Below are 21,331 nucleotides of genomic sequence, written 5' to 3' on the forward strand. Positions count from 1 at the left end.
CTGAAACTGAAAGGGCTGGCCCCTGTGCAATACAGGACCCAGCCCTTAAATCTACCAGCTCAATGAACCGTCCAACTTTACGGGGTCAGTTCATCGAGCGGGGCTTTTTTGTTTGGCGAGGCAGTCACCGGCAAGGTTCGGCGACTGCGGAGGATGCGCCGCCAGACGATCAGATACTCTTGGCGCCCATCTGCTCGGCGATGTAGTCGGCCTGGCGGATCGCCAAGGTCACGATGGTCAGCGTCGGGTTTTCGGCGGCACCCGTGGTGAACTGGCTGCCGTCGGAGACGAACAGGTTCTTGATGTCGTGCGTCTGGCCCCATTTGTTGACCACGCCGTCGGACGCCTTCTCGCTCATCCGGTTGGTGCCGAGATTGTGGGTCGAGGGATAAGGCGGCGTCGGGAAGGTTCTGGTTGCGCCGACCGCGTCATACATCGCCATGCCCTGCTTGTAGGCATGGTTGCGCATGGCGACGTCGTTGGGATGGTCGGTGAACCAGACGTCGGGGATCGGCATGCCGTATTTGTCCTTGAGCTCGCCATGCAACTTCACCGCATTCTGCTCCTGCGGCATGTCCTCGCCGACGATCCACATGCCGGCCATCTTGTCGTAGTGGTCGAGTGCGGTGGTGAACGAACGGCCCCAGCCGCCGGGATCGAGGAATGCCGCCATAAACGGCAGGCCCAGCGCCAGCGTTTCGAGCTCGTAGCCACCGACGAAACCGCGTGACGGATCGTGCTTCGCCTCGTCCCTGACGATGCCGGCCATGGTCGTGCCCCGCCAAAAATGCACCGGCTTGTCGAACACCGCATAGACGGAGCCGGTGGTGTGGCGCATGTAGTTCTTGCCCACCTGCCCTGACGAGTTGGCCAAGCCGTCAGGGAATTTCGACGATGCCGAGTTGAGCAGGATCCGTGGGCTTTCGATGGAATTGCCGGCGACGCAGACGATGCGCGCCTTCTGGCTCTGCAGCTTGCCGTCCTTGTCGGCATAGACGACCGAAGTCACCTTGCCGCTGTCGTCGTGCTCGATCTTGAGCACGTGGCTGTTGGGCCTGACCTCCAGCTTGCCGGTCGCCTCGCCCTTGGGGATTTCGGCATAGAGCGTCGACCACTTGGCGCCCCATTTGCAACCCTGGAAACAGAAGCCGGTCTGCTGGCATCCCATGCGGCCATCGCGGTCGGCGGAGTTGATTGCCATGCGACCGGTGTGGCACTCCTTGTAGCCGAGCTTATCGGCGCCTGCCTTGAACACCTTGAAGTTGTTGTTGCCGGGCAGTCCTTCGATGCCGTTGGTGCGGGTGACGCCCATCTTGTCCTCGGCTTTGGCGTAATAGGGGTCCAGGTCGGCGAGCGTGATCGGCCAGTCGAGCAGGTTTGCGCCTTCGACCTTGCCGTAGTTGGTCAGCGTCTTGAACTCATGCTCCTGGAAGCGCAGCGAGGCGCCGGCCCAGTGCGTGGTGGTGCCGCCGACCGCCTTGACGATCCAGGCCGGAAGGTTGGGAAAATCCTTGTGCACGCGCCAGCCACCGCCTGTCGTGCGGTTGTCGAGCCAGGCGAGCTGGCTGAAAGAATCCCATTCGTCGTTGATGAAGTCCTCATATTCGATGCGCGGGCCGGCTTCGAGAATGACGACGTCGATACCCTTCTGGGCGAGTTCGTTGCCGAGCGTGCCGCCACCGGCGCCGGAGCCGATGATGACGACGACGCTATCGTCGTTAAGACCATATGGTGCAGGCATGTTTTCCTCCCGGGAATGCTGAAAAGGCTGGGTTCGCGACTGGGGCCGATCAGAGCCACTCGATGTCGTCGAAGCCGCGCGCGATGTATCCGCCCTTGGAGTAGGACTCGCCTTCATAGCCAAAGATCGGCCACAGCTCCTTCTGGTTGTAGAGGCCGACGACGAGTCCGCCGCGGATTGCCTGGAAGAACGGGGTGCTTTCGATCTGCCGGAGTACGGCGACACGCTGGTCTTCCCATCCAAGGCCGGTGTAACCGCCGGCGCCGGCCTTCTGGTCGAGATCGGCGATGCCCTTCTCGATCAGCTCCTTGTGGGCCGGATCCTTGCCCGCGAGCTCGTCATGGCTCTTGATGGCAATGGCGTAGAACTTGTCCGGCACCTGGTCGTGCGGATAGACATCGCGCGCCATCTGGATCAGCGTCGCCACGGTTTCGGGTTTCAGCGCCGTGCTTTCGAGCCCCCAGGCCTCGCCGGTGCTGAGTACGGCAGAGCCACTGATGATGAGTAGCGCGCCGGTGGCTGTGCCGCGCTTGAGCAGCTCACGCCGCGAAAGGCCGGCCCTGCCTTGATAGATCGTCACCATGATTTCCTCCCTTGCTTGCTATGCGCGTTCGGCGCTTGGCTGGCACGGCGCTCCTCCGCCGCGACATGTCACTTGAAGCGGCCGCCCCTCTGCAAAACCTCGATCTTGTAGCCGTCGGGATCCTCGATAAAGAAGAAGCGGGCCAATGGCGTACCGCCCGGCGCAAACTCGACGATGTCCCTGGGGCTGAGCCCGGCGGCAAGCATGCGGGCGCGCTCGCCGTCGAGATCGGCCACCGACACGGCGAGATGGCCGTAGCCGTCGCCGAGAGCATAGGGCTCGGCCCTGCCCTTGTTGACCGTCAGCTCGACTTCGAACTCGGTCTCGGGATTGCTGAGATAGATCAGCGTGAAGGTCTCGAAGTCGAGCCTGTCGGCGATTTCGAGGCCGAAAGCCGTGTGATAGAATGACAGCGAGCGCGCTTCGTCGAGCACACGCACCATGGAATGGATTGCCTTGGCCATTCGCCCTCCTGGCAGTTGGAACGGGAGGATTATGAATCGCTGCAAAGCCAAGTGGTGGCAGCCCGTTACCACGCTTTCAGGAGCATAGTTTGCTAGTCAGCAACGAAAGCATGGTTGCGATGGCGTGCCGTTGGGTCGATGATGGCGCTCAAGAGCCAGCACCGGCGCTGTCAGCCCGGGCAAGCCAGCGGGAGAAATGACATGTGCAAGGTATTTGCCGGACAGGATCCGAAGGGCTATCGCCAGATCAACCGGTCGATCCGGATCGCCGGACATTCGACCAGCATTCAGCTGGAAGCGACCTTCTGGGACCTGCTCGACGAGATAGCCGCCTCCCAGGAGCTGACGACGCCGAAATTCATTTCGAAGCTTTATGACGAGGCGATCGAGATCAACGGCGAGATTCCGAACTTTGCCTCGATGCTGCGCACCACCTGCGCGCTCTACCTGCGCGGCCACAAGCCGGCCGCTGACGAAGTCGACGCGCTGAAGCGCTACGCAGCGTGACCTTCAGCTTCCATCGATAACGCTTAGAAAACACGAACAAAAAACCCGGGGTCGCCCCCGGGTTTTTGATTTGCGACCCATATGTTGCCTAGAAATTAGGCAGCAGCCCTGGTCTCGACGCTGGTCGGCACCGAGTTGATGGTCTTCAGAATCTGCGAGGCGATCTGGTAGGGGTCGCCCTGCGAGTTCGGGCGGCGATCTTCGAGATAACCACGATAATCGTTGCGCACGAAGCTGTGCGGCACGCGCACCGAAGCGCCACGGTCGGCAACGCCCCAGGTGAAGACGTCGATGGAAGCCGTCTCGTGCTTACCGGTCAGGCGCAGGTGGTTGTCGGGACCGTAGACGGCAATGTGCTCTTCGCGGGCATCGCCGAAGGCCTCCATGAGCGCTTCGAAGTACGCCTTGCCGCCGACGTCGCGCAAGTAGTCGGTCGAGAAGTTGGCGTGCATGCCCGAGCCGTTCCAGTCGGTGTCACCAAGCGGCTTGCAGTGATACTCGATGTCGATTTCGTACTTCTCGGTCAGGCGCTGCAGCAGGTAACGGGCAAGCCACATCTCGTCGGCAGCCTTCTTCGAGCCCTTGCCGAAAATCTGGAATTCCCACTGGCCCTTGGCCACTTCGGCATTGATGCCTTCATGGTTGATGCCGGCCTCGAGGCAGAGGTCGAGATGCTCTTCGACGATCTGGCGGGCAATGCTGCCGACGTTCTTGTAACCGACGCCAGTGTAGTACTCACCCTGCGGCGCCGGGAAACCGTTTTCCGGGAAGCCGAGCGGGCGGCCGTCCTTGTAGAAGAAATATTCCTGCTCGAAGCCAAACCAGGCACCCTCGTCGTCGAGGACGGTGGCGCGGGTATTGGACGGATGCGGGGTGACGCCATCGGGCATCATCACTTCGCACATCACCAGCACGCCGTTCTTGCGGGCGGGATCGGGATACACAGCGACGGGCTTCAGCACGCAATCCGAGCTCTTGCCTTCGGCCTGGCGGGTCGAGCTGCCGTCAAAACCCCAGAGCGGAAGCTGCTCGAGCTTCGGGAACTCCGCGAATTCCTTGATCTGGGACTTGCCGCGGAGATTGGCTGCCGGGGCGTAACCGTCCAGCCAGATGTACTCGAGCTTGTACTTCGTCATGCTATCCTCTCAGTGTCGTGCCTGCCGGCCCTGGGATGGCCGGCGTGTCACAAGAGAGAAAGCAAGCCCCGTGCCAACTCGAAAATCCCAGATTCTTAGCAGGGAAGGCGGTTGCACGGAAAAGCAACTGCTCAAGAAATAGGCAGACTACGGCAGCATGGCTGACATTTTGCCCAAGACTCGGGCTGATCTGCCTTGCCGGCTGGCTAAGCTGCCTTGAGCGCCTCAAGCAGGGCGACAGCAGCGAGCATATCGCGCTTGCGGGTGGCACGGCGCGCGACAGCCTCCGAGTCCTGGCCCCAATGCTCGATCTGCCAGTCTTCGTCGACATGGGCCGCTGCCCAGGCTTCCTCGACCGTCAATTCGCCGGTCTCGACGGCAAGGGCGAGAAGCGCCGAACCGGTCAGGGTGGTCATGACATGCAGGGCCGCGAGCTTCATCGGCTCGGTGCGCTGCGACAGGTGCACGCCAAGCGCTGCGATGGCCTCGCGCGGCTGCTCGACATGCATGACGCCCTCGGCCAGTACAAAGCGTGCGCCGAGCGACGCACGCGCCCAGTCCAGGACCGGATCCCAGGCCTCTGCCTGGCGCTCGACGAGCTTTTCCGGGCTGTCGGCGCGGTAGCACAACAGGTCGCTTGACGAGAAGCGCAGGATATCCTCGAGCACCGCCTGCGGATCGGTGGCGACGCCGTCGATCGCCGTGTTGACCAGGCGCAGCACCGGCATGGTGAAAGGATCGATGACCTCGACCTGGGCGACGAACTCGTCGGCAACCAGCTGTGCCGCAGCCGCCGTCGGCAGCGCGAGCAGCGCCCTGCCCGGCGTCCGCACCGACTTGCCGTCGAGCAGGACGGCATAGCCTTCTTCAAACGCAGCGACGCTGGCTGCTTCGTAGAAGCGCTTGGGCAGCTGCTTGCGCAACGTGCTCTGGGCGCGGCGGATGGGATCGGGATCGGACAGGCCGTCGCTGGTTTCGAGGTCGCTCAGGATTTCTCGCATCTTTACTCCGCTCCGGCCGCACGTCTGCGCGATGGCCGGTTTACAATGATCAGCCCGGTCGCGATGAGACCGAGCGCCAGAAAAATGTTCCAGGTCAGGGCTTCGCCAAGCACCAGCCAGCCGCATATCACGCTGAATGCCGGCGACAGGAAGGCAAAGCTGGAGAGGCCCGCCGCAGGATAGCGCCGCATCAGCCAGAACCACAGAATATAGGTGAAGGCGACGACATATACAGCCTGAAACAGCAACGCTCCGGTGGCGACCGTCGATACGTCGCGGAATGCCGGACCGGCGAGCGAGACGAGCGGGATCGCCATGAGCGCTGAGACGACAAGCTGGTAGAGCAGCACCTTCTCGGCCCCGGCGCTGGCAAGCTTGGTGCCCTTGATTGCCAACGTGGTCAGCGCCCAGAGCAGTCCGGCGACGAGTGCGAGAAGATCGCCGAACAGCGTCGGACCGCCGGCATCGCCGAGCTTGTCGGCAAAGACCACCGCGACGCCGCCGAAAGCCAGGATCAGGCCGAACAGCTTTTGCAGCGACATACGCTCGCCAAGCCAGAAATGCGCGCCGATCAGAACCCAGAACGGCATCGTGTTGACCAGGAGCGAGTTGCGCGCAACCGTCGTGTGTTCAAGGCTGACGAAAACCAGAATGAACTCGGTGCCGAACAGCAGCCCGGCCAGGATGCCGGCCCACAAGGTGCCGTCGCGGGCAAACAGCGGAACACGGCGGTAGAGGCACCAGAGATAGACCAGCACGCAGGCTATGCCCGAGCGCGCGACATTGAGGAAGATCGGGTTGTAGCCCGACGTCGCCAGCTTGGCCGCCACACCGTTCATGCCCCAAGACATGGTCAGCATGAGCATGAACACGACGGCTGCCGTATCGATCGCGTCGCGACGTTCCAATGGCTGTGTGACGGCTGTCATGAATTCCTCCACGCTCACCGAGCGCGATGCTGATGGACAAGGGCTGGCCGGGCCGCATTGCGAGGCAGGCTGGCCGCAGCGGACTCGGGTCCAACTGCGCGGCGGGCCGCACCTTAACGCACGGCAGCTGCCGCAAATTGGTCCAGCTAGCCGATAAGGGGTAGCAGTTCCCCAGGTCTGTCGATGACGGCGTGCGCGCCAGTGGCAAACAGGCCTTCACGGTTGTGGTAACCCCAGGCAACGCCGATGGCGCGGGCACCGGCATTGCGGGCCATCTGCATGTCGTAGACAGCGTCACCAATGACCAAGGTCGACGCCGGATCGACACCCATCTCGGCGCAGCATTCCAGCACCATCGCCGGATGCGGCTTGGACGGGCAGTCGTCGGCGGTCCGGATGGTCACGAAATGGCGGCCGAAGCCATGCGTTTCCATGACCCGCTCGACGCCGCGGCGCGACTTGCCGGTGACCATGCCGATCAGTACATCATCACGGCGTGCGAGCGCTTCGATCAGTTCGCCAATGCCGTCATAGAGCGGCTCCTTGAAACTCGGCAGGTGGCGCGAGGCGATGAAGTGTTCCTTGTAACGCGCTGCAAGCCTTGTGCTTTCGGCATCCGGTGCGCGCTTAAGCAAGGTCGCGATCGCAATGTCGAGGGTGAGCCCGATGATGCCCTTGGTCGCGGCCTTGTCGGGTTCCGGAAGTCCGGCCTCGCGGAACGTGGCCAGCATCGAGGCATGGATGATGTCGGCGCTGTCGACCAGCGTGCCGTCGCAATCGAACAGGACGAGCTTCAAGACGCCTGCGTCGCGCTCCGGCGATGTAACAGACGTCACGCCGGCTCCCCGCTCTCGTCGTCGAAGCCGATCAGGTTCCAGCTCTGGCGCATGTGCGGCGGCATCGGCGCTGTGACGTCGATCACGCCCTGGTCGGGATGCGGAATGACGATGCGGCGGGCATGAAGATGCAGACGGTTCTGGATGCCACCAGGGAATTCCCAATTGGTGTCGTGCTCGAAATATTTGGGATCGCCGATGATCGGGCAGCCGATATGGGCGGCATGCACGCGCAACTGGTGCGTGCGGCCGGTATAGGGCTCCATTTCGAGCCAGGTAAGCGCCTGCGCCGCCTGTTCGAGCACCCGGTAATAAGAAACGGCATGGTCGGCGCCCTTTTCGCCGTGCTTGGCGATGCGCATGCGGTCGCCGTCCGGTGTCATTTCCTTGATCAGCCAGGTAGAGATCTTGTCTTCGCGCTTGGGCGGCACACCCTTGACCAGCGCCCAGTAGGTCTTCTGTGTTTCGCGGGCGCGGAAGGACTCTGCAAGCTTCATCGCGGCAAGACGCGTGCGGGCGACGACCAGCACGCCTGACGTGTCGCGGTCGAGGCGGTGGACCAGGCGCGGCTTCTCGCCCTTCTTGTTGCGCCATGCCTCAAGCATGTCGTCGACGTGGCGGGCGACGCCCGATCCGCCCTGCACGGCAAGGCCGGCCGGCTTGTTGAAGACGAAGACCTTGGGATCTTCGTAAAGCAGCATCTGCGCCAGCACGTCGCCATCGTCCTGATTGCGCATGGTGCGCGCCGTCAGCGGGCCGTCGCTCTTCTTGTCGACTTCCAGCGGCGGAATGCGGATGACCTGGCCTGGCTCGACGCGCGTGTCAGCCTTGGCGCGGCCGCCATCGACGCGGATCTGGCCCGAACGCAGCAGCTTCTGCAGATGGCCGAAGCCGAGCCCCGGATAATGGGCCTTGAACCAGCGGTCGAGCCTCATGCCCGTTTCGCCGGCTTCCACCGTGATCTGTTCAACGCCTGCCATAATTCAATCGTCCTTTTCGAAGCGGCCCAATAGCATCAGCCGATGCTTCTTGCGAGCCACATTCCCAGGAACAGCGCCAGAATGGCTGTTATGACGCTGGCAAAGGCATAACCGAAGGCCGAAAACGTCGCTCCACGCTCCCACAGCGTGGCAAAATCGAGCGAAAAGGCTGAAAAGGTGGTGAAGCCGCCAAGAATGCCCGTGGCGACGAACAGCCGGAGTTCGGTCGAGCCGCCGAAGCGGCGGGCCAGCAGACCGACGAACAGCCCCATCGCCAGTGAGCCGACAACGTTGATCGCAAGCGTGCCCCAGGGAAAGTTCGGCCCGACCAGCCTGAGCGCCAGAAGGTTGGCGAGATGGCGCAGTGCGGCCCCGATGGCGCCGCCGAGTGCAACGAGAGATAGGTTTAGCATGAGCCTGTCCTGCCTGCGCGCTGGTGTCAGGTCAATAGCACGGAACGGCTCGCAGGCAGCCCGGCGGCCTGCCCCTGCCGCCGAATTGCTTGTGGACAAGGGCTGCGGGCAACAGGGCGTTGTTGGGAGGGCGACAACCGGGCTATAGCATCGCCCCATGCAACCTTCCAAAGACATCACCCGCCTGATCGAGATCATGGCCGCCCTGCGCGAGCCGGAAACCGGCTGCCCCTGGGACATCGAGCAGAATTTCGCGACGATCGCACCCTATACGATCGAAGAGGCCTATGAGGTCGCCGACGCGATTGCGCGCAACGACATCGACCATCTCAAGGAAGAGCTCGGCGACCTATTGCTGCAGGTCGTCTACCACGCCCAAATGGCGGAAGAAGCCGGCGAGTTCACCTTCGGCGATGTGGTGCAAGGCATCACGACCAAGATGATCCGCCGGCATCCGCATGTCTTCGGCGACGCCAAGGCGCGGGAAGCCCGTTCGGCCAAGGGCATGTGGGAAAAGATCAAGGCTGAGGAAAAGGCGGAAAAACGCGCCGCGCGCATCGCCCGCGGCCTCGACCCCGAAGATCATGGCAAGGGTTTTCTCGACAGTGTACCGGTGGCGCTGCCGGCGCTGACACGGGCATTGAAGCTGCAGGAAAAAGCGGCACGCGTCGGTTTCGACTGGGGCGAGGCAGCACCGATCCTCGATAAGATCGAGGAAGAGATCGGCGAGCTGCGCGAGGCCATGGCCAAGGGCGATCAATCAGCGGTCAAGGACGAGTTCGGCGATATGCTGTTTGCTTTGGTCAATCTCGGTCGCCACCTGGAACTGGACTCGGAGGCGGCGCTGGGCGGCACCAATGACAAGTTCCGCACACGTTTCCACTATGTCGAAAAGGCGCTCGACGACGCGGGGCACAGCCTGGAAGCGGCGACGCTCGATGAGATGGAAGCGCTCTGGCAGCAGGCCAAGACGGCGAAGTAGCCGGCTTAGACAGGATTGCGGCCAAGCTCAGCGTGGCCGCCCCCTGGTTCGCTGCGCGAACCATCTCTCCCCCCGCTTCACGGGGGCGAGGAAACCCGAGCACGCCAGGCTTAGCGCTTGTTCCTGAGAATCTTGGCCGCGATCTCGTCGCGCGCCGAGGCGGTCGCTTTGAGCGTCATCGACACGCTGCCGTCGTCATTGTCCTTGCGCTTCACCACATCGCCATTGCGATAGAGCCAGTCGATCTGGCCGAGCTGGCTCGGTTCCAGCGTGACGTCGATGGATTCGAGCTCACCCGAAACCCGCTGCTCGATCAGGCCGGTGAGCGCGGAAAGGCCCTCGCCCGTAGCAGCTGAAATGGCAATCGGCGGCGTCTTGCGGCCGTCACTGCTGTCGGCAAGCAGGCGCTCGCGATTGCCTTCGTCGAGCTGGTCGATCTTGTTCCAGACCTCGACGACCCGGTCGGTGTCGGCCGCATCGACGCCGAGATCGGAGAGGATACGCTCGACGTCGTCGGCCTGAGCCGCGGTATCGGGATCGGAAATGTCGCGCAGATGGATGACGAGATCGGCTTCGACCACCTCTTCCAGCGTCGCCCGGAAGGCTGCGATCAGGTGTGTCGGCAGGTCGGAGATGAAGCCGACGGTGTCGGACAGGATGATCGGCGTGCCATGCGGTAACCGTACCCGGCGCAAGGTCGGATCCAGCGTCGCAAACAGCATGTTCTCGGCCAGCACGCTGGCACCGGTCAGCCGGTTGAACAGCGTCGACTTGCCGGCATTGGTATAACCGACGATGGCAACCACGGGGAACGGCACCTTGCGCCGCTTGGAGCGGTGCAGGTCGCGGGTGCGGACGACGGTTTCGAGCTCGCGCTTGAGCTTGATGATCTTTTCCTGCAGCGCGCGCCGGTCGGATTCGATCTGGGTTTCGCCGGGGCCGCCGAGGAACCCGGCACCGCCACGCTGGCGCTCGAGGTGGGTCCAGCTACGAACCAGCCGGCCCTTCTGGTAGTTGAGGTGGGCAAGCTCGACCTGCAGCGTGCCTTCCTTGGTACGGGCGCGCCGGCCGAAGATTTCGAGGATCAGCCCGGTGCGGTCGAGCACCTTGGCGTGCATCTCTTTTTCGAGGTTGCGCTGCTGCACCGGCGTCAGCGGATGGTCGACGATCACCAGTTCCGCCCCGCGCTCCTTCACGATCGCCGCGAACTCCTCAACCTTGCCGCTGCCCAGCAACGTCGCCGGACGCGGATCGTTGAGGGTCACGATCGCGGTGTGAACGGGTTCGAGATCAATGGCGCGGGTAAGCCCGACCGCCTCGTCGTGGCGCGCCTCGGCCGAACGCTGCAACCGCGGGCGCGCGCTGTCGTCGTCATTCTTAGGCTGGCGCGTCAGCACCGGCACGATGACGACCGCACGCGTGGGGGCCTTATCGCCCCCTACCGATTCGGGTCCATTGCTGTCGCCGGCCTTGGCGCCGGCAGTCCTGTCGCGTGCCAATCAGCCGCCCTGGCTTTCCTCGCCATCGAACATCTGAACCGGCTGGCTCGGCATGATCGTGGAGATGGCATGCTTGTAGACGAGCTGGGAGTGCCCGTCACGGCGCAACAAAACACAGAAATTGTCGAAGGAGGTCACTACTCCGGTCAACTTCACGCCGTTAATCAGGAAAATGGTGAGTGGGTTTTTGCTCTTGCGAACTGAATTCAGGAAAAGATCCTGAAGATTCTGCGATCGTTCCGCCATTGTTTTTTTCTTTCGCCGATCCCTGTGTGCTGCCAATGCGCCAAATTACCGGGCCCATGTCAAGCCAGCAAACACCCCCTTGCCACAACGCGTGGCAAGCTGAACGAGATGAATTTAACCATTTACGCCCAAGCGGTTATCAGGCTTGGATTTTTTCCGCAACGTCAAAAAATGCCTCACGCAGCGAAAGCGCGACCGATCCCGGATGCCCGTTGGCGACCGGCTGGCCGTCAATGGCGACGATCGGCATGATCACCGTGGTCGCAGCCGTCATGAACGCTTCGCGCGCCGACTTGGCTTCCTCGACGGTAAAACCACGCTCCTCGACCTTCAGGCCGAGCTTCTTGGCGACATCCATCAGCGTCGTGCGGGTGATGCCGCGCAGGATGCCGCTGTCGGCGGGCCTGGTGACGAGATGGCCGTCCTTGGTGACGATCCAGGCGTTTGTCGCCGCCCCTTCTTTGACGGTTCCGTCCGGGTCGACGAACCAGGCTTCCTGGGCGCCGGCCTCCTTGGCCTGCTGACGCGCCAGCACGTTGGGCAGCAAACCGACCGACTTGATGTCGACACGCTCCCAGCGATTCTCCGGCACAGTGATCACCTTGATGCCGGCCGCCGCGCGTTTGGCCGATGCCACCGGGTCGGTGCGCTTGGCTGTCACGACAAGCGAAGAAAGTGTTGTGCCAGCCGGGAAGACGTGGTCGCGCGGCGCAACACCACGCGTCACCTGGAGATAGACCATGCCGTTGTGGACACGATTGCGGGCGATGACTTCGCGCATGATGTGGACCAGCGCGGCGCGATTGACCGGCCAGGCGATCCTGAGTTCCGAAAGCGAGCGATCGAGGCGGTTGAGGTGGCCGACGCTGTCGACGATGAAGCTGCGCGCCACTTCGCAGACCTCATAGACGCCGTCAGCGAACTGATAGCCCCGGTCCTCGATATGCACACCTGCCTGGGCATGAGGGAGATAGCGGCCATTGACGTAGGCTATGCGCGGCATGGTTTTCGTGTCCCCGAAAATTCAAACGGAGTTCTAGTCGATTTGTGCCACGCGGCAATCCGCAAAAGGCTGGTCCAGGTCAGAAGAATTCGAGGCTGACACGGAACATCTGCTCGACCTGTTTGACCGCCTTATTAAGCGCGAAGATGACGACACGATCCCGAGGCTTGATCTTCACCGATCCGCTTGGCTTGACGACATGGCCATCCCTGTAGATGGCACCGATGCGCATGCCATCGGGAAGTTCCAGGTCGCGCAGCAGCGTGCCGACCAGCGGCGAGGTTTCGAGCGCCTCCGCCTCGATGATCTCGGCGGCACCGCGCTGGATCGAGTGCACCTGCCGGATGCGGCCGCGCCGGACGTGCTGCAATACGCGCGAAATGGTCACTGCACTCGGATTGACGTGCGCATCGATGCCGAGCGGCTTGGTCAGGTCGTGATAGGCCGGGTTGTTGATCAGCGCCAGGTTGCCCTTGCAGCCCAGGCGCTTGGCCATGACCGAGGACAGTATGTTGACCTGGTCGTTGTTGGTCAGCGCCACCATCAGGTCAGCATCCTGGATGTCGGCTTCCATCAAAAGCTTCTGGTCGAGCGCGCTGCCGTTGAGAACGACCGTGCGGCGGAGCACGTCGGCGACCTTGACCGCCCTCTCCTTGTTGGCCTCGATGATCTTGATCTTGGTGCGGCTCTGGCGCTGTTCGAGCGTGCGGGCAACAAACAGGCCGATATTGCCGCCGCCGGCGATGACGATGCGTGTCGCCTCCTGTTCGTCATGGCCGAACAGGCCGAGCGTGCGCCGGACCTGCTCCTTGGTGGTCACCACATAAGCAAGGTCGCCCGCCACAAGCTGGTCGGCCGAATGGGGGATGAACAGGCGGCCGTTGCGGGTCACGCCGACAACGGTTGAAGGCAGATCGGGGAACAGCTCGCTCAACTGCGCCAGCGGCGTGTTGATGACGGGGCAATCCTCCAGGCACTCGATCGCCACCATGATGATGTGGTTTTCGGCGAAGCGGACGACATCGACGGCGCCGGGCAGCGTGATGCGCCTGAGCACCATTTCGCCGACTTCCAGCTCCGGCGAGATGATAACGTCTATCGGCAGGTGTTCGCGCGAGAACAGGTCCTGGTAGTGCGGCTGCAGATAGGATTGCGAGCGGATGCGCGCGACCTTCATCGGCACGTTGAACAGCGCGTGCGCCACCTCACAGGCGACGATATTGACCTCGTCGAACAGCGTCACCGCGATGATCATGTCGGCGTTCTGCGCACCGGCGGCTTCGAGCACCTCTGGATGCGAGCCGTGGCCGACGAAGCCGCGCACGTCGAGCTGGTCACGCACCGCCTGGATCAGCTCCGGCGCGGTGTCGATGATCGAGACATCGTTCTTTTCAGCCGCCAGCCGCTCCGCAATGCCGTAACCGACCTGCCCCGCCCCACAGATGATTACGCGCATGTCATCGACCGATCCTGCCTGTCCACCGTCTCAGCTGAAACCGCATCGAGCATGCTAGACGCCAAGCGATTTGAGCTTGCGATGAAGTGCGGAGCGCTCCATGCCGATGAATTCGGCCGTCTTCGAGATGTTGCCGCCGAAGCGGTTGATCTGGGCGATCAGATACTCCTTCTCAAACATCTCGCGCGCCTCGCGCAGTGGCAGCGCCATGATGTGTTGGTCCGACTGGTTGGGCGCGCGCGGCATGACGTCGCCGATTTCAGACGGCAGCAAGTCGGCCGTGATCGGCGCTTCGGGGTTGTCGCTGCGGGCAAGGATCAGCAGGCGCTCGACATTGTTGCGCAGCTGGCGGACGTTGCCCGGCCAGTTGTGGGCTTGGAGCACGGCGAGCGCGTCGTCGCCGATGCGGCGCGGCTTGATGCCGGCCTGCTTGGCCATCTGCTTCATGAAGTTGTCGACGAGGTAAGGAATGTCCTCGCGGCGCTCGGCAAGCCCCGGAACCATGACCGGCACGACCGCCAGGCGGTGATAGAGATCCTCGCGGAAACGCCCCTCGGCGATCATCGCCTCGAGATTCTGCGCCGTCGACGAGATGATGCGCACGTCGACCTTGACCCGCTTGGTGCCGCCGACGCGCTCGAACTGCTGCTCGACGAGCACGCGCAGGATCTTGTTTTGCGTCTCACGCGGCATGTCGGCGATTTCATCGAGGTAGAGGATACCCTGATGCGCCTCTTCGAGTGCTCCCACCTTGCGTTCGCCGCCGTTCGATTCGGTGCCGAACAGCTCGATCTCCATGCGCTCCGGCGTGATCGTCGCGGCATTGAGCGCGACGAACGGGCCGTTCTTGCGTGACGACAGCGCATGGATGGCGCGCGCGGCCATTTCCTTGCCCGAACCCGACGGGCCGATGATCATGATGCGGCTATTGGTCGGCGCAACACGGTCGATGGTCTGGCGCAACTGGCTCATCGCCGACGACATGCCGATCAGGTCGTGGGTTTCGCCACTACGCATCTTGAGGTCGGAAACCTCGCGCCTAAGCTTCGAGGTTTCGAGCGCGCGCTCGGCGATCAGGATCAGCCGGTCGGCCTTGAACGGCTTCTCGATGAAGTCGTAGGCGCCGCGGCGTATCGCCGAAACGGCCGTTTCGATGTTGCCGTGGCCGGAGATCATCACGACAGGCAGATTGGGGTGCAGCGTCTTGATTTCGTCGAGCAGCGCCAGGCCGTCGAGCCGCGACCCCTGCAACCAGATGTCGAGAAAGACAAGACGCGGCGCACGATCCGCTATCGCGGCAAGCGCGCTGTCGGCGTCGAACGCCGTACGGGTTTCGTGGCCTTCGTCGCTCAGGATGCCCGCGACCAGTTCGCGGATGTCTTCCTCGTCGTCAACGATAAGAATATCAGACGCCATTTCCGACCTTTTCGGTTTCTCTGCCCTGTACTGCGTCGTCGGCACCCTTGGGTGCCGCGGCCTCTTCGGCCGCCGCAGGCAGGATCATGCTGATCATCGCGCCGCGCCCGCCATGGAAATCGGCTGGTGCGTCGTGAAGTTCCAATCTTCCGCCGTGGTCCTCGACAATCTTCTTGACGATAGCGAGGCCGAGCCCCGTGCCTTTCTCGCGTGTCGTCATATAGGGCTCGAGCAGCCGCTGGCGATTCTCGCGTGGCAATCCCTTGCCATTGTCGATCACATCGATGCGGATCGAGTTGCCGTCCCGCCGCGCCCGGATTTTGATGAACCCGGCCTCACCGGTCTGGCGTTCCGCCGCCTCGATCGCCTCGGCGGCATTCTTGATGACATTGCCGAAAGCCTGGGCCATCAGGCGGCTGTCAAACGTTCCCTTGAGCGGTCCCGGCGTGATCTCGCGCTCGAAGGCGATGTCGGCGCGGCTGACCTCGACGAGGAACGACGCCTCGCGCAGCGGTTCGCGGATGTCGATCACCTTCATCTCGGGCTTCGGCATACGCGCAAAGGCCGAGAATTCATCGACCATACGGCCTATGTCGCCGACCTGGCGGATGATCGTTTCTGTGCACTGGTCGAAGACCTCGCGGTCCTCGGTGATGACCTTGCCGTAGCGCCGACGGATACGTTCCGCCGACAGCTGGATCGGCGTCAGCGGGTTCTTGATCTCGTGGGCGATGCGGCGCGCAACGTCGGCCCAGGCGGAGGTGCGCTGCGCGGTCACTAGGTCGGTGATATCGTCGATCGTGACGACATAGGACTTGTCGCCGACCTCGCTCTCGCCCTCCTCGACCGTCACCTGCACGTTGAAGGTGCGCTCGGCGCCGGCGCGGTAGAAGGTGACCTGCTCGCGGTAGACGGCGCGGCCTGACTTGCGGCCGATCTCGAAGACGCGACCGACATGCGGCAACAGGATCGACAGGTTCTGGCCAAGCGACTCGGAAGCCGAGATTGCCAGCATCGCCTCCGCCGACGGATTGACGATGGTGATGCTGCCATAAGGGTCGACGCCGATGACGCCGGCGGTAACGCCCGACAGCACGGCTTCCGAGAAACGACGGCGCTCGTCGATGACGTCCTTGGCGGTCAGGATCTCGTTGCGTTGCGACTTGAGCTCGAGCAGCATGTTGTTGAACGTGTCACTCAGCGCGCCGACGTCGCCATCCGACTGCCGCACCGGCACCGAGACGTCGAGATTGCCTGTGGCAACCTCGTCGGCGGCGCCGATCAGCTGGCGGATCGGCCGGACGATGCGGTCAGCGACCGCAATACCGGTCCAGATCGCCGACAGCACGACGATCAGCGTCAGGCCGAGATAGAGCAGCGCAAAGGCGATCTGCGTGGTACGCCGGTTGGCGCCGAGGTCGCGATATTCCTCGGTGTTGGCGGTGACGATCTGGCGCGCCTTGATCACCTCCGGATCGACCAGCCGGATCGTGTAGAGGTAGAGCCCTTCGATCTCGCGCAGCTTGATGATGGCGCCGACGATGTTGCGCGTCTTCGGCTCGATCAGCACCGGCTTGCCGTCGGCGGCGGTCTGGACCGCAACGGCCGGAGGCTCGGGCATGGCGAAATCGGCGCCGGTCTTGGCGCTCATGACGAAGGAGCCGTCGGCGCTGATCAGGGCCGCGTGGGCCAGCGCCCGCAATTGCGCTTGCCGGCCCATGAAGTCGAGGAAGCCGCTGCGGTCGAGACCGTAGAGCGGACGGTTGTTGTCGAGGTCGTTGGCCATCGACAGCGTCGTGCTCTGCAGGTTGCGGGCGTTTTCCTGGACATAGGCTTCGGCGATCGACAGCGATGAATTGACGATCGTCGTGGTGCGGATCTGGAACCAGCGGTCGAGGCCGATGTCGAGCGTGATCGAGGCGACGACGGCGACAAGCAGCGCCGGCAAGGCTGCCACCAGCGCGAACATCGTGACAATGCGCACATGCAGCCGCGACGCGGCCTTGCCGCGCTTGCGGGCCATGACGATGCGCTGGATCTCGAAGGCGATCAGTCCGACGAGGATCAGCACCAGCACGGCATTGATGGCGATCAGCGCCAGCGTCGTCGTCGAATCAGGCGTGATCGGGGTGACGCCGATCAGAATAGCGAACGACACCGCTGCCGAAACCAGCGCGGCGGCGATAGCCAGCACGCCCGGAAGCGCGAGAAGGCGGCGACCTTCCTGCCGAGGGTGTACGGGCGTCTTGTCGTTTAGAGGTTTTGCCTGGCTCGCCATGCTGCCGTGTAGAGACATTGATTGCGGCGCATCTATGCAACGCATTGTGGCGATTATGCAACATTTTCGCCCGAAGCAAAAATGTTTAGACGGGCTATCGACAGATAAGCGTGTTCAGTCCCGACGCGATGTTCGCGCGTCAGGCCGGCCGCGACGATTTGTAGACGTTGACGCCGAGTTCGCGGATCTTCTTGCGCAGCGTGTTGCGGTTGAGGCCCAGAAGTTCTGCGGCCTTGATCTGGTTGCCGCGCGTCGCCGTCATCGAAGCGAGCACCAGCGGGTATTCGACCTCGGCAAGGATGCGCTGGTAGAGCCCGGGCGGCGGCAGGTCGCCGGCGAACATCGCGAAATAGCGCTGCAGGAAATGTTCGACCGCTTGGCCGACCGACAGATCGTCGGGGATGAGATTGCCACCTGGGACAACCGGCTGCTCGCCGGTCTTGAGTTCGGATTCGATGATTTCGGCCGAAATCTCGTCCTGCGGATAGAGTGCAGCCAGCCGGCGCACCAGATTTTCCAGCTCGCGCACATTGCCCGGCCAAGGATAGCGCTTCATCAACTCGACGCCGCCGGCCGAGATACGCTTGGCCTGAAGCCCTTCGCTGACGCCGAGCTTGAAGAAGTGGCGGACGAGGTCGGGGACATCTTCCGAACGTTCGCGCAGCGCTGGAAGGCGAAGCGGCACGACATTGAGACGATAGAACAAATCTTCGCGGAACAGGCCCTGGTTGATGAGCGTGCGCAGATCCTTGTTGGTGGCTGCGACGATACGCACATCGGTCTTGATCGGGGTGCGGCCGCCAACGGTGGTGTATTCGCCCTGCTGCAGCACGCGCAGCAGCCTGGTCTGCGCCTCCATCGGCATGTCGCCAATCTCGTCAAGGAACAAAGTGCCGCCGTCGGCCTGCTCGAACCGGCCGGTGGAGCGGTTCTGCGCCCCGGTAAAAGCGCCCTTCTCGTGACCGAACAGCTCGGATTCGATCAGGTCGCGCGGGATGGCGGCCATGTTGATGGCAACGAACGGTCCGTTGCGGCGACGCCCATATTCATGGAGCGCGCGCGCCACCAGCTCCTTGCCGGTGCCCGATTCGCCCGAGATCATGACGGTCAGGTCCGTCTGCATCATGCGGGCGAGCATCCGGTAGATGTCCTGCATCGCCGCCGAACGGCCGACAAGTGGCATGGCGTCGGGCTGCTCGTCATGGCGCTGGTCGCTCTTCGGCCGCCGTGGCTCGGACAGCGCACGATTGACGATGCTTAGCAGCTCGGTGAGATCGAAGGGTTTGGGCAGATACTCGTAGGCACCGGTCTCCGACGCGCGGATGGCGGTCATGAATGTGTTCTGCGCGCTCATCACGATAACCGGCAGCTCCGGGCGCGCCTTCTTGATGCGTGGCAGCATGTCGAAGGCGTTCTCGTCGGGCATCACCACGTCGGTAATGACAAGATCGCCCTCGCCGGCCGCCACCCAGCGCCACAGCGTCGCGGCGTTGGAGGTGACGCGAACCTCATGACCCATGCGCGACAGCGCCTGGTTGAGCACCGTGCGGATCGCCGCATCGTCGTCGGCGACAAGAATGTTTCCGCGCACGCTCATCGATGGGCTCCTTCGCTGTCGTCGTCGAGATGCACGGGCAGTTCCTTCCAGGCAGGCATCAGGATGCGGAAGGTGGTGCCGCGCGGGGTCGAATCGCACTCGATCACGCCGCCATGGTCACCGACGATCTTGGCGACAAGCGCCAGACCGAGACCCGAGCCATTGGGCTTGGTGGTGATGAAAGGGTCGAACAGGATCGGCAGGATGTCCTCTGACACGCCCGATCCGTTGTCGTGGACGCAGAATTCCAGCGGCAACGAGACACGATCCTGTGTGCCAGGGATCGACATGCGGATGCCGGGCTTGAAGGCGGTCGACAGCGTGATTTCGCCATGCGGGTCGTGGCCGATCGCCTCGGCGGCGTTCTTGACCAGGTTGAGAAACACCTGGATCAGCTGGTCACGGTTGGCATAAACCGGCGGCAGCGACGGATCGTAATCCTCCAGGATCTTGATTCCATTGGCAAAGCCGTTCCTGGCCAGCGCCTTCACATGGTCGAGCACGACGTGGATGTTTACCGGATAGCGGTCAACAGGTCGCTCATCCGAAAACACCTCCATGCGGTCGACGAGCGAAACAATACGATCGGTTTCATCGACGATCAGCCGCGTCAGCGCGCGGTCTTCGTCGGAAGCGGAGAGCTCCAAAAGCTGCGCGGCCCCCCTAATGCCGGAGAGCGGGTTCTTGATCTCATGCGCCAGCATCGCGGCCAGGCCGGTGACGGAGCGCGCGGCACCGCGATGCGTCATCTGACGGTCGATCTTGTCGGCCATCGAGCGCTCCTGGAACATCACCACCACCGATCCCGGCAACTCGGATGCAGGTGCGACGTAGAGATCGACCATCTTCTCGATGCCCAGCCGGGGCGACGAAACATCGACGCGGTACTCGTTGACGGGCGTGTTGCGCTCGCGCACCTGCTCGACCAGCGTCAGGATGGGGCTGCCGAAAGGCACGAAGCGCGACAGCTCGCTGCGCGACAGCATGGCAGCACTGGAACGGAAGAAGTCCTCGGCATCGGCATTGGCGAAAGTGATGAAATTGTCCGGCCCGATCATGATGACCGGGCGACGGATCGTGTTCAGCACGATCTGCGCGGCATCAACCGACTGAGGCGCCCGGTCGAAACTCATGCCGCATTCCTTTCGAACATGCATTCGCCGAAAGCCGCAAGTGCTTCACGCAGCGATGAAATCACCTGCTGCGACTCGAACGATGTCAGCACCCGGCGGCGCAGCTCGTCAGGCAGTGAAGCGGTGTGGCGATCGAGATACCAGCCGAGATGCTTGCGCGCCTGGCGCAGGCCACTCGCGATGCCATAGAGCGCCAGCATGTCCTCGTAATGGGCAACGACATAGTCGACCAGGTCGGACGACGACCTGGGCACATCAGTTGCACCGCTCCTGCCTGCGGCAGCGGCGATCACGCCAGCAGTCCATGGCGCACCATAATGCGAACGCCCCGCCATGACGGCATCGGCACCCGACTGCTCGAGAATGCCCATCGCATCTCCCGGTGTCGCCACATCGCCATTTGCGACGACGGGAATGCTGACTGCCTGCTTGACGCGCGCGATGGCGCGCCAGTCGGCTTTGCCCTGATAGAACTGGCAGCGCGTGCGGCCATGCACGGTGACCATCCGGACGCCCGCCTGCTCAGCACGGAGGGCCAGTTCGGGGGCATTGAGCACGTGGTCGTCCCAGCCCAGCCGCATCTTGAGCGTCACGGGCACGTCGACTGCGCCAACGACGGCATCGATCAAGGTCAGCGCGTAGTCGAGGTCGCGCATCAGCGCCGAGCCGGCATAACCGCCCGTCACCTTCTTGGCCGGGCAGCCCATGTTGATATCGATTACATCGGCGCCTTCGCCGACGGCGATGCGGGCGGCCTCGGCCATATGCGCTGCCTCGCGGCCGGCCAACTGCACCATGTGCACGGGCAGGCCAGAGTGGCGGATGCGGAAGCCGCTGGAGCCGCGCCCCTTTGCCAATTCGCCGCTCGCCACCATCTCCGACACGACAAGGCCGGCCCCATGGGCATAAGCGCGCGTGCGGAAGGCTTCGTCGGTGACACCCGACATCGGCGCCAGGAACACCCGATTGCGGATTGTCACATCGCCGATCGAAAGCGGCTCGCCGAGTTTTTCCAGATCAGTCATGCACAAAAACAAAGCACCATTCACTGCTGCACAATGAGTAGCCACTGTCGGGTCATTGTGCAACTGCGAAATGACAGCCGAATGCGGCGCTTTCTGGATTCCTCTG

The 21,331-nt window shown here is 63.0% G+C and carries 20 protein-coding genes; 2 read left to right on the top strand and 18 right to left on the bottom strand.

The annotated features are described in order from the left end of the window. Nucleotides 1-169: 169 nt before the first annotated feature. From HNQ95_RS30380 to HNQ95_RS30390, 3 genes are all read right to left on the bottom strand, one after another. The gene (locus tag HNQ95_RS30380; RefSeq protein ID WP_067962287.1) at nucleotides 170-1,741 is read right to left on the bottom strand and encodes a GMC family oxidoreductase; all 1,572 of its coding nucleotides are present in this window, start codon (nucleotides 1,739-1,741) and stop codon (nucleotides 170-172) included. A 49-nt stretch (nucleotides 1,742-1,790) separates the two neighbouring features. Next, complete coding sequence (locus HNQ95_RS30385) at nucleotides 1,791-2,324, bottom strand: Twin-arginine translocation pathway signal (RefSeq protein ID WP_067962289.1); 534 nt, start codon at nucleotides 2,322-2,324, stop codon at nucleotides 1,791-1,793. A 68-nt stretch (nucleotides 2,325-2,392) separates the two neighbouring features. Further along, nucleotides 2,393-2,788 (bottom strand): VOC family protein, encoded by a 396-nt coding sequence (locus HNQ95_RS30390; RefSeq protein ID WP_067962290.1) that lies wholly within the window; start codon nucleotides 2,786-2,788, stop codon nucleotides 2,393-2,395. Between the two features lie 201 nt (nucleotides 2,789-2,989). Here HNQ95_RS30390 and HNQ95_RS30395 point away from each other — a divergent pair, with 201 nt between their 5' ends. Continuing rightward, a complete protein-coding gene (locus tag HNQ95_RS30395; RefSeq protein WP_067962295.1) occupies nucleotides 2,990-3,295 on the top strand; it encodes a ribbon-helix-helix domain-containing protein in 306 nt (101 codons plus the stop codon). Nucleotides 3,296-3,390: 95 nt separating this feature from the next. Here the strand turns inward: HNQ95_RS30395 and HNQ95_RS30400 are convergent, their stop codons facing one another. From HNQ95_RS30400 to crcB, 6 genes are all read right to left on the bottom strand, one after another. Continuing rightward, the gene (locus tag HNQ95_RS30400; RefSeq protein WP_182576000.1) at nucleotides 3,391-4,431 is read right to left on the bottom strand and encodes a glutamine synthetase beta-grasp domain-containing protein; all 1,041 of its coding nucleotides are present in this window, start codon (nucleotides 4,429-4,431) and stop codon (nucleotides 3,391-3,393) included. Nucleotides 4,432-4,637: 206 nt separating this feature from the next. Beyond that, on the bottom strand, nucleotides 4,638-5,432 hold the full coding sequence (locus HNQ95_RS30405) for an ATP12 family chaperone protein (protein WP_067962301.1): 795 nt from the start codon (nucleotides 5,430-5,432) through the stop codon (nucleotides 4,638-4,640). Nucleotides 5,433-5,434: 2 nt separating this feature from the next. Then, nucleotides 5,435-6,361, bottom strand: coding sequence for a DMT family transporter (locus tag HNQ95_RS30410; RefSeq protein WP_067962302.1), 927 nt, complete (start codon nucleotides 6,359-6,361; stop codon nucleotides 5,435-5,437). A 146-nt stretch (nucleotides 6,362-6,507) separates the two neighbouring features. Beyond that, on the bottom strand, nucleotides 6,508-7,158 hold the full coding sequence (locus HNQ95_RS30415) for an HAD family hydrolase (RefSeq protein WP_067966594.1): 651 nt from the start codon (nucleotides 7,156-7,158) through the stop codon (nucleotides 6,508-6,510). A gap of 35 nt (nucleotides 7,159-7,193) precedes the next feature. Beyond that, nucleotides 7,194-8,177 carry an RluA family pseudouridine synthase gene (locus tag HNQ95_RS30420; protein WP_067962303.1) on the bottom strand — a complete coding sequence of 328 codons (984 nt, stop codon included), beginning with the start codon at nucleotides 8,175-8,177 and terminating at the stop codon, nucleotides 7,194-7,196. 35 nt (nucleotides 8,178-8,212) lie between these two features. After that, complete coding sequence (gene crcB, locus HNQ95_RS30425; RefSeq protein ID WP_067962305.1) at nucleotides 8,213-8,590, bottom strand: fluoride efflux transporter CrcB; 378 nt, start codon at nucleotides 8,588-8,590, stop codon at nucleotides 8,213-8,215. 157 nt (nucleotides 8,591-8,747) lie between these two features. Between crcB and mazG the strand changes: the two genes are divergently transcribed. Further along, nucleotides 8,748-9,572 carry a nucleoside triphosphate pyrophosphohydrolase gene (gene mazG, locus HNQ95_RS30430; protein ID WP_067962306.1) on the top strand — a complete coding sequence of 275 codons (825 nt, stop codon included), beginning with the start codon at nucleotides 8,748-8,750 and terminating at the stop codon, nucleotides 9,570-9,572. 110 nt (nucleotides 9,573-9,682) lie between these two features. On the opposite strand, the gene hflX is transcribed toward mazG, so the two are convergent. The 9 genes from hflX to dusB all read right to left on the bottom strand — a co-directional run bounded on the left by hflX (nucleotide 9,683) and on the right by dusB (nucleotide 21,225). Continuing rightward, entirely contained in the window at nucleotides 9,683-11,071 is a 1,389-nt protein-coding gene (gene hflX, locus HNQ95_RS30435) for a GTPase HflX (protein ID WP_067962308.1), read from the bottom strand. Further along, nucleotides 11,072-11,317, bottom strand: a complete 246-nt coding sequence (hfq, locus tag HNQ95_RS30440; RefSeq protein ID WP_018428055.1) for an RNA chaperone Hfq — start codon at nucleotides 11,315-11,317, stop codon at nucleotides 11,072-11,074. A 139-nt stretch (nucleotides 11,318-11,456) separates the two neighbouring features. Next, nucleotides 11,457-12,320, bottom strand: a complete 864-nt coding sequence (locus HNQ95_RS30445; RefSeq protein WP_067962309.1) for a D-amino-acid transaminase — start codon at nucleotides 12,318-12,320, stop codon at nucleotides 11,457-11,459. Between the two features lie 79 nt (nucleotides 12,321-12,399). After that, nucleotides 12,400-13,776: a Trk system potassium transporter TrkA gene (gene trkA, locus HNQ95_RS30450; RefSeq protein ID WP_182575999.1), complete on the bottom strand. Its 1,377-nt coding sequence runs from the start codon at nucleotides 13,774-13,776 to the stop codon at nucleotides 12,400-12,402. 54 nt (nucleotides 13,777-13,830) lie between these two features. Next, complete coding sequence (gene ntrX / locus HNQ95_RS30455) at nucleotides 13,831-15,192, bottom strand: nitrogen assimilation response regulator NtrX (RefSeq protein WP_067962312.1); 1,362 nt, start codon at nucleotides 15,190-15,192, stop codon at nucleotides 13,831-13,833. Continuing rightward, nucleotides 15,182-17,515, bottom strand: coding sequence for a sensor histidine kinase NtrY-like (locus tag HNQ95_RS30460; RefSeq protein WP_376769283.1), 2,334 nt, complete (start codon nucleotides 17,513-17,515; stop codon nucleotides 15,182-15,184). Before HNQ95_RS30460 ends, ntrX begins: the two co-directional genes overlap by 11 nt. A 94-nt stretch (nucleotides 17,516-17,609) precedes the next feature. Next, the gene (gene ntrC, locus HNQ95_RS30465; RefSeq protein WP_067962314.1) at nucleotides 17,610-19,067 is read right to left on the bottom strand and encodes a nitrogen regulation protein NR(I); all 1,458 of its coding nucleotides are present in this window, start codon (nucleotides 19,065-19,067) and stop codon (nucleotides 17,610-17,612) included. Next, nucleotides 19,064-20,200, bottom strand: a complete 1,137-nt coding sequence (locus HNQ95_RS30470) for a two-component system sensor histidine kinase NtrB (protein ID WP_067962316.1) — start codon at nucleotides 20,198-20,200, stop codon at nucleotides 19,064-19,066. Before HNQ95_RS30470 ends, ntrC begins: the two co-directional genes overlap by 4 nt. Next, nucleotides 20,197-21,225 (bottom strand): tRNA dihydrouridine synthase DusB, encoded by a 1,029-nt coding sequence (gene dusB, locus HNQ95_RS30475; protein ID WP_182575998.1) that lies wholly within the window; start codon nucleotides 21,223-21,225, stop codon nucleotides 20,197-20,199. The genes HNQ95_RS30470 and dusB overlap by 4 nt, the downstream gene beginning before the upstream one ends. Nucleotides 21,226-21,331: the final 106 nt, after the last annotated feature.

Source organism: Aminobacter ciceronei (genome assembly GCF_014138625.1).
In the GTDB taxonomy this organism is placed as follows: domain Bacteria; phylum Pseudomonadota; class Alphaproteobacteria; order Rhizobiales; family Rhizobiaceae; genus Aminobacter; species Aminobacter ciceronei.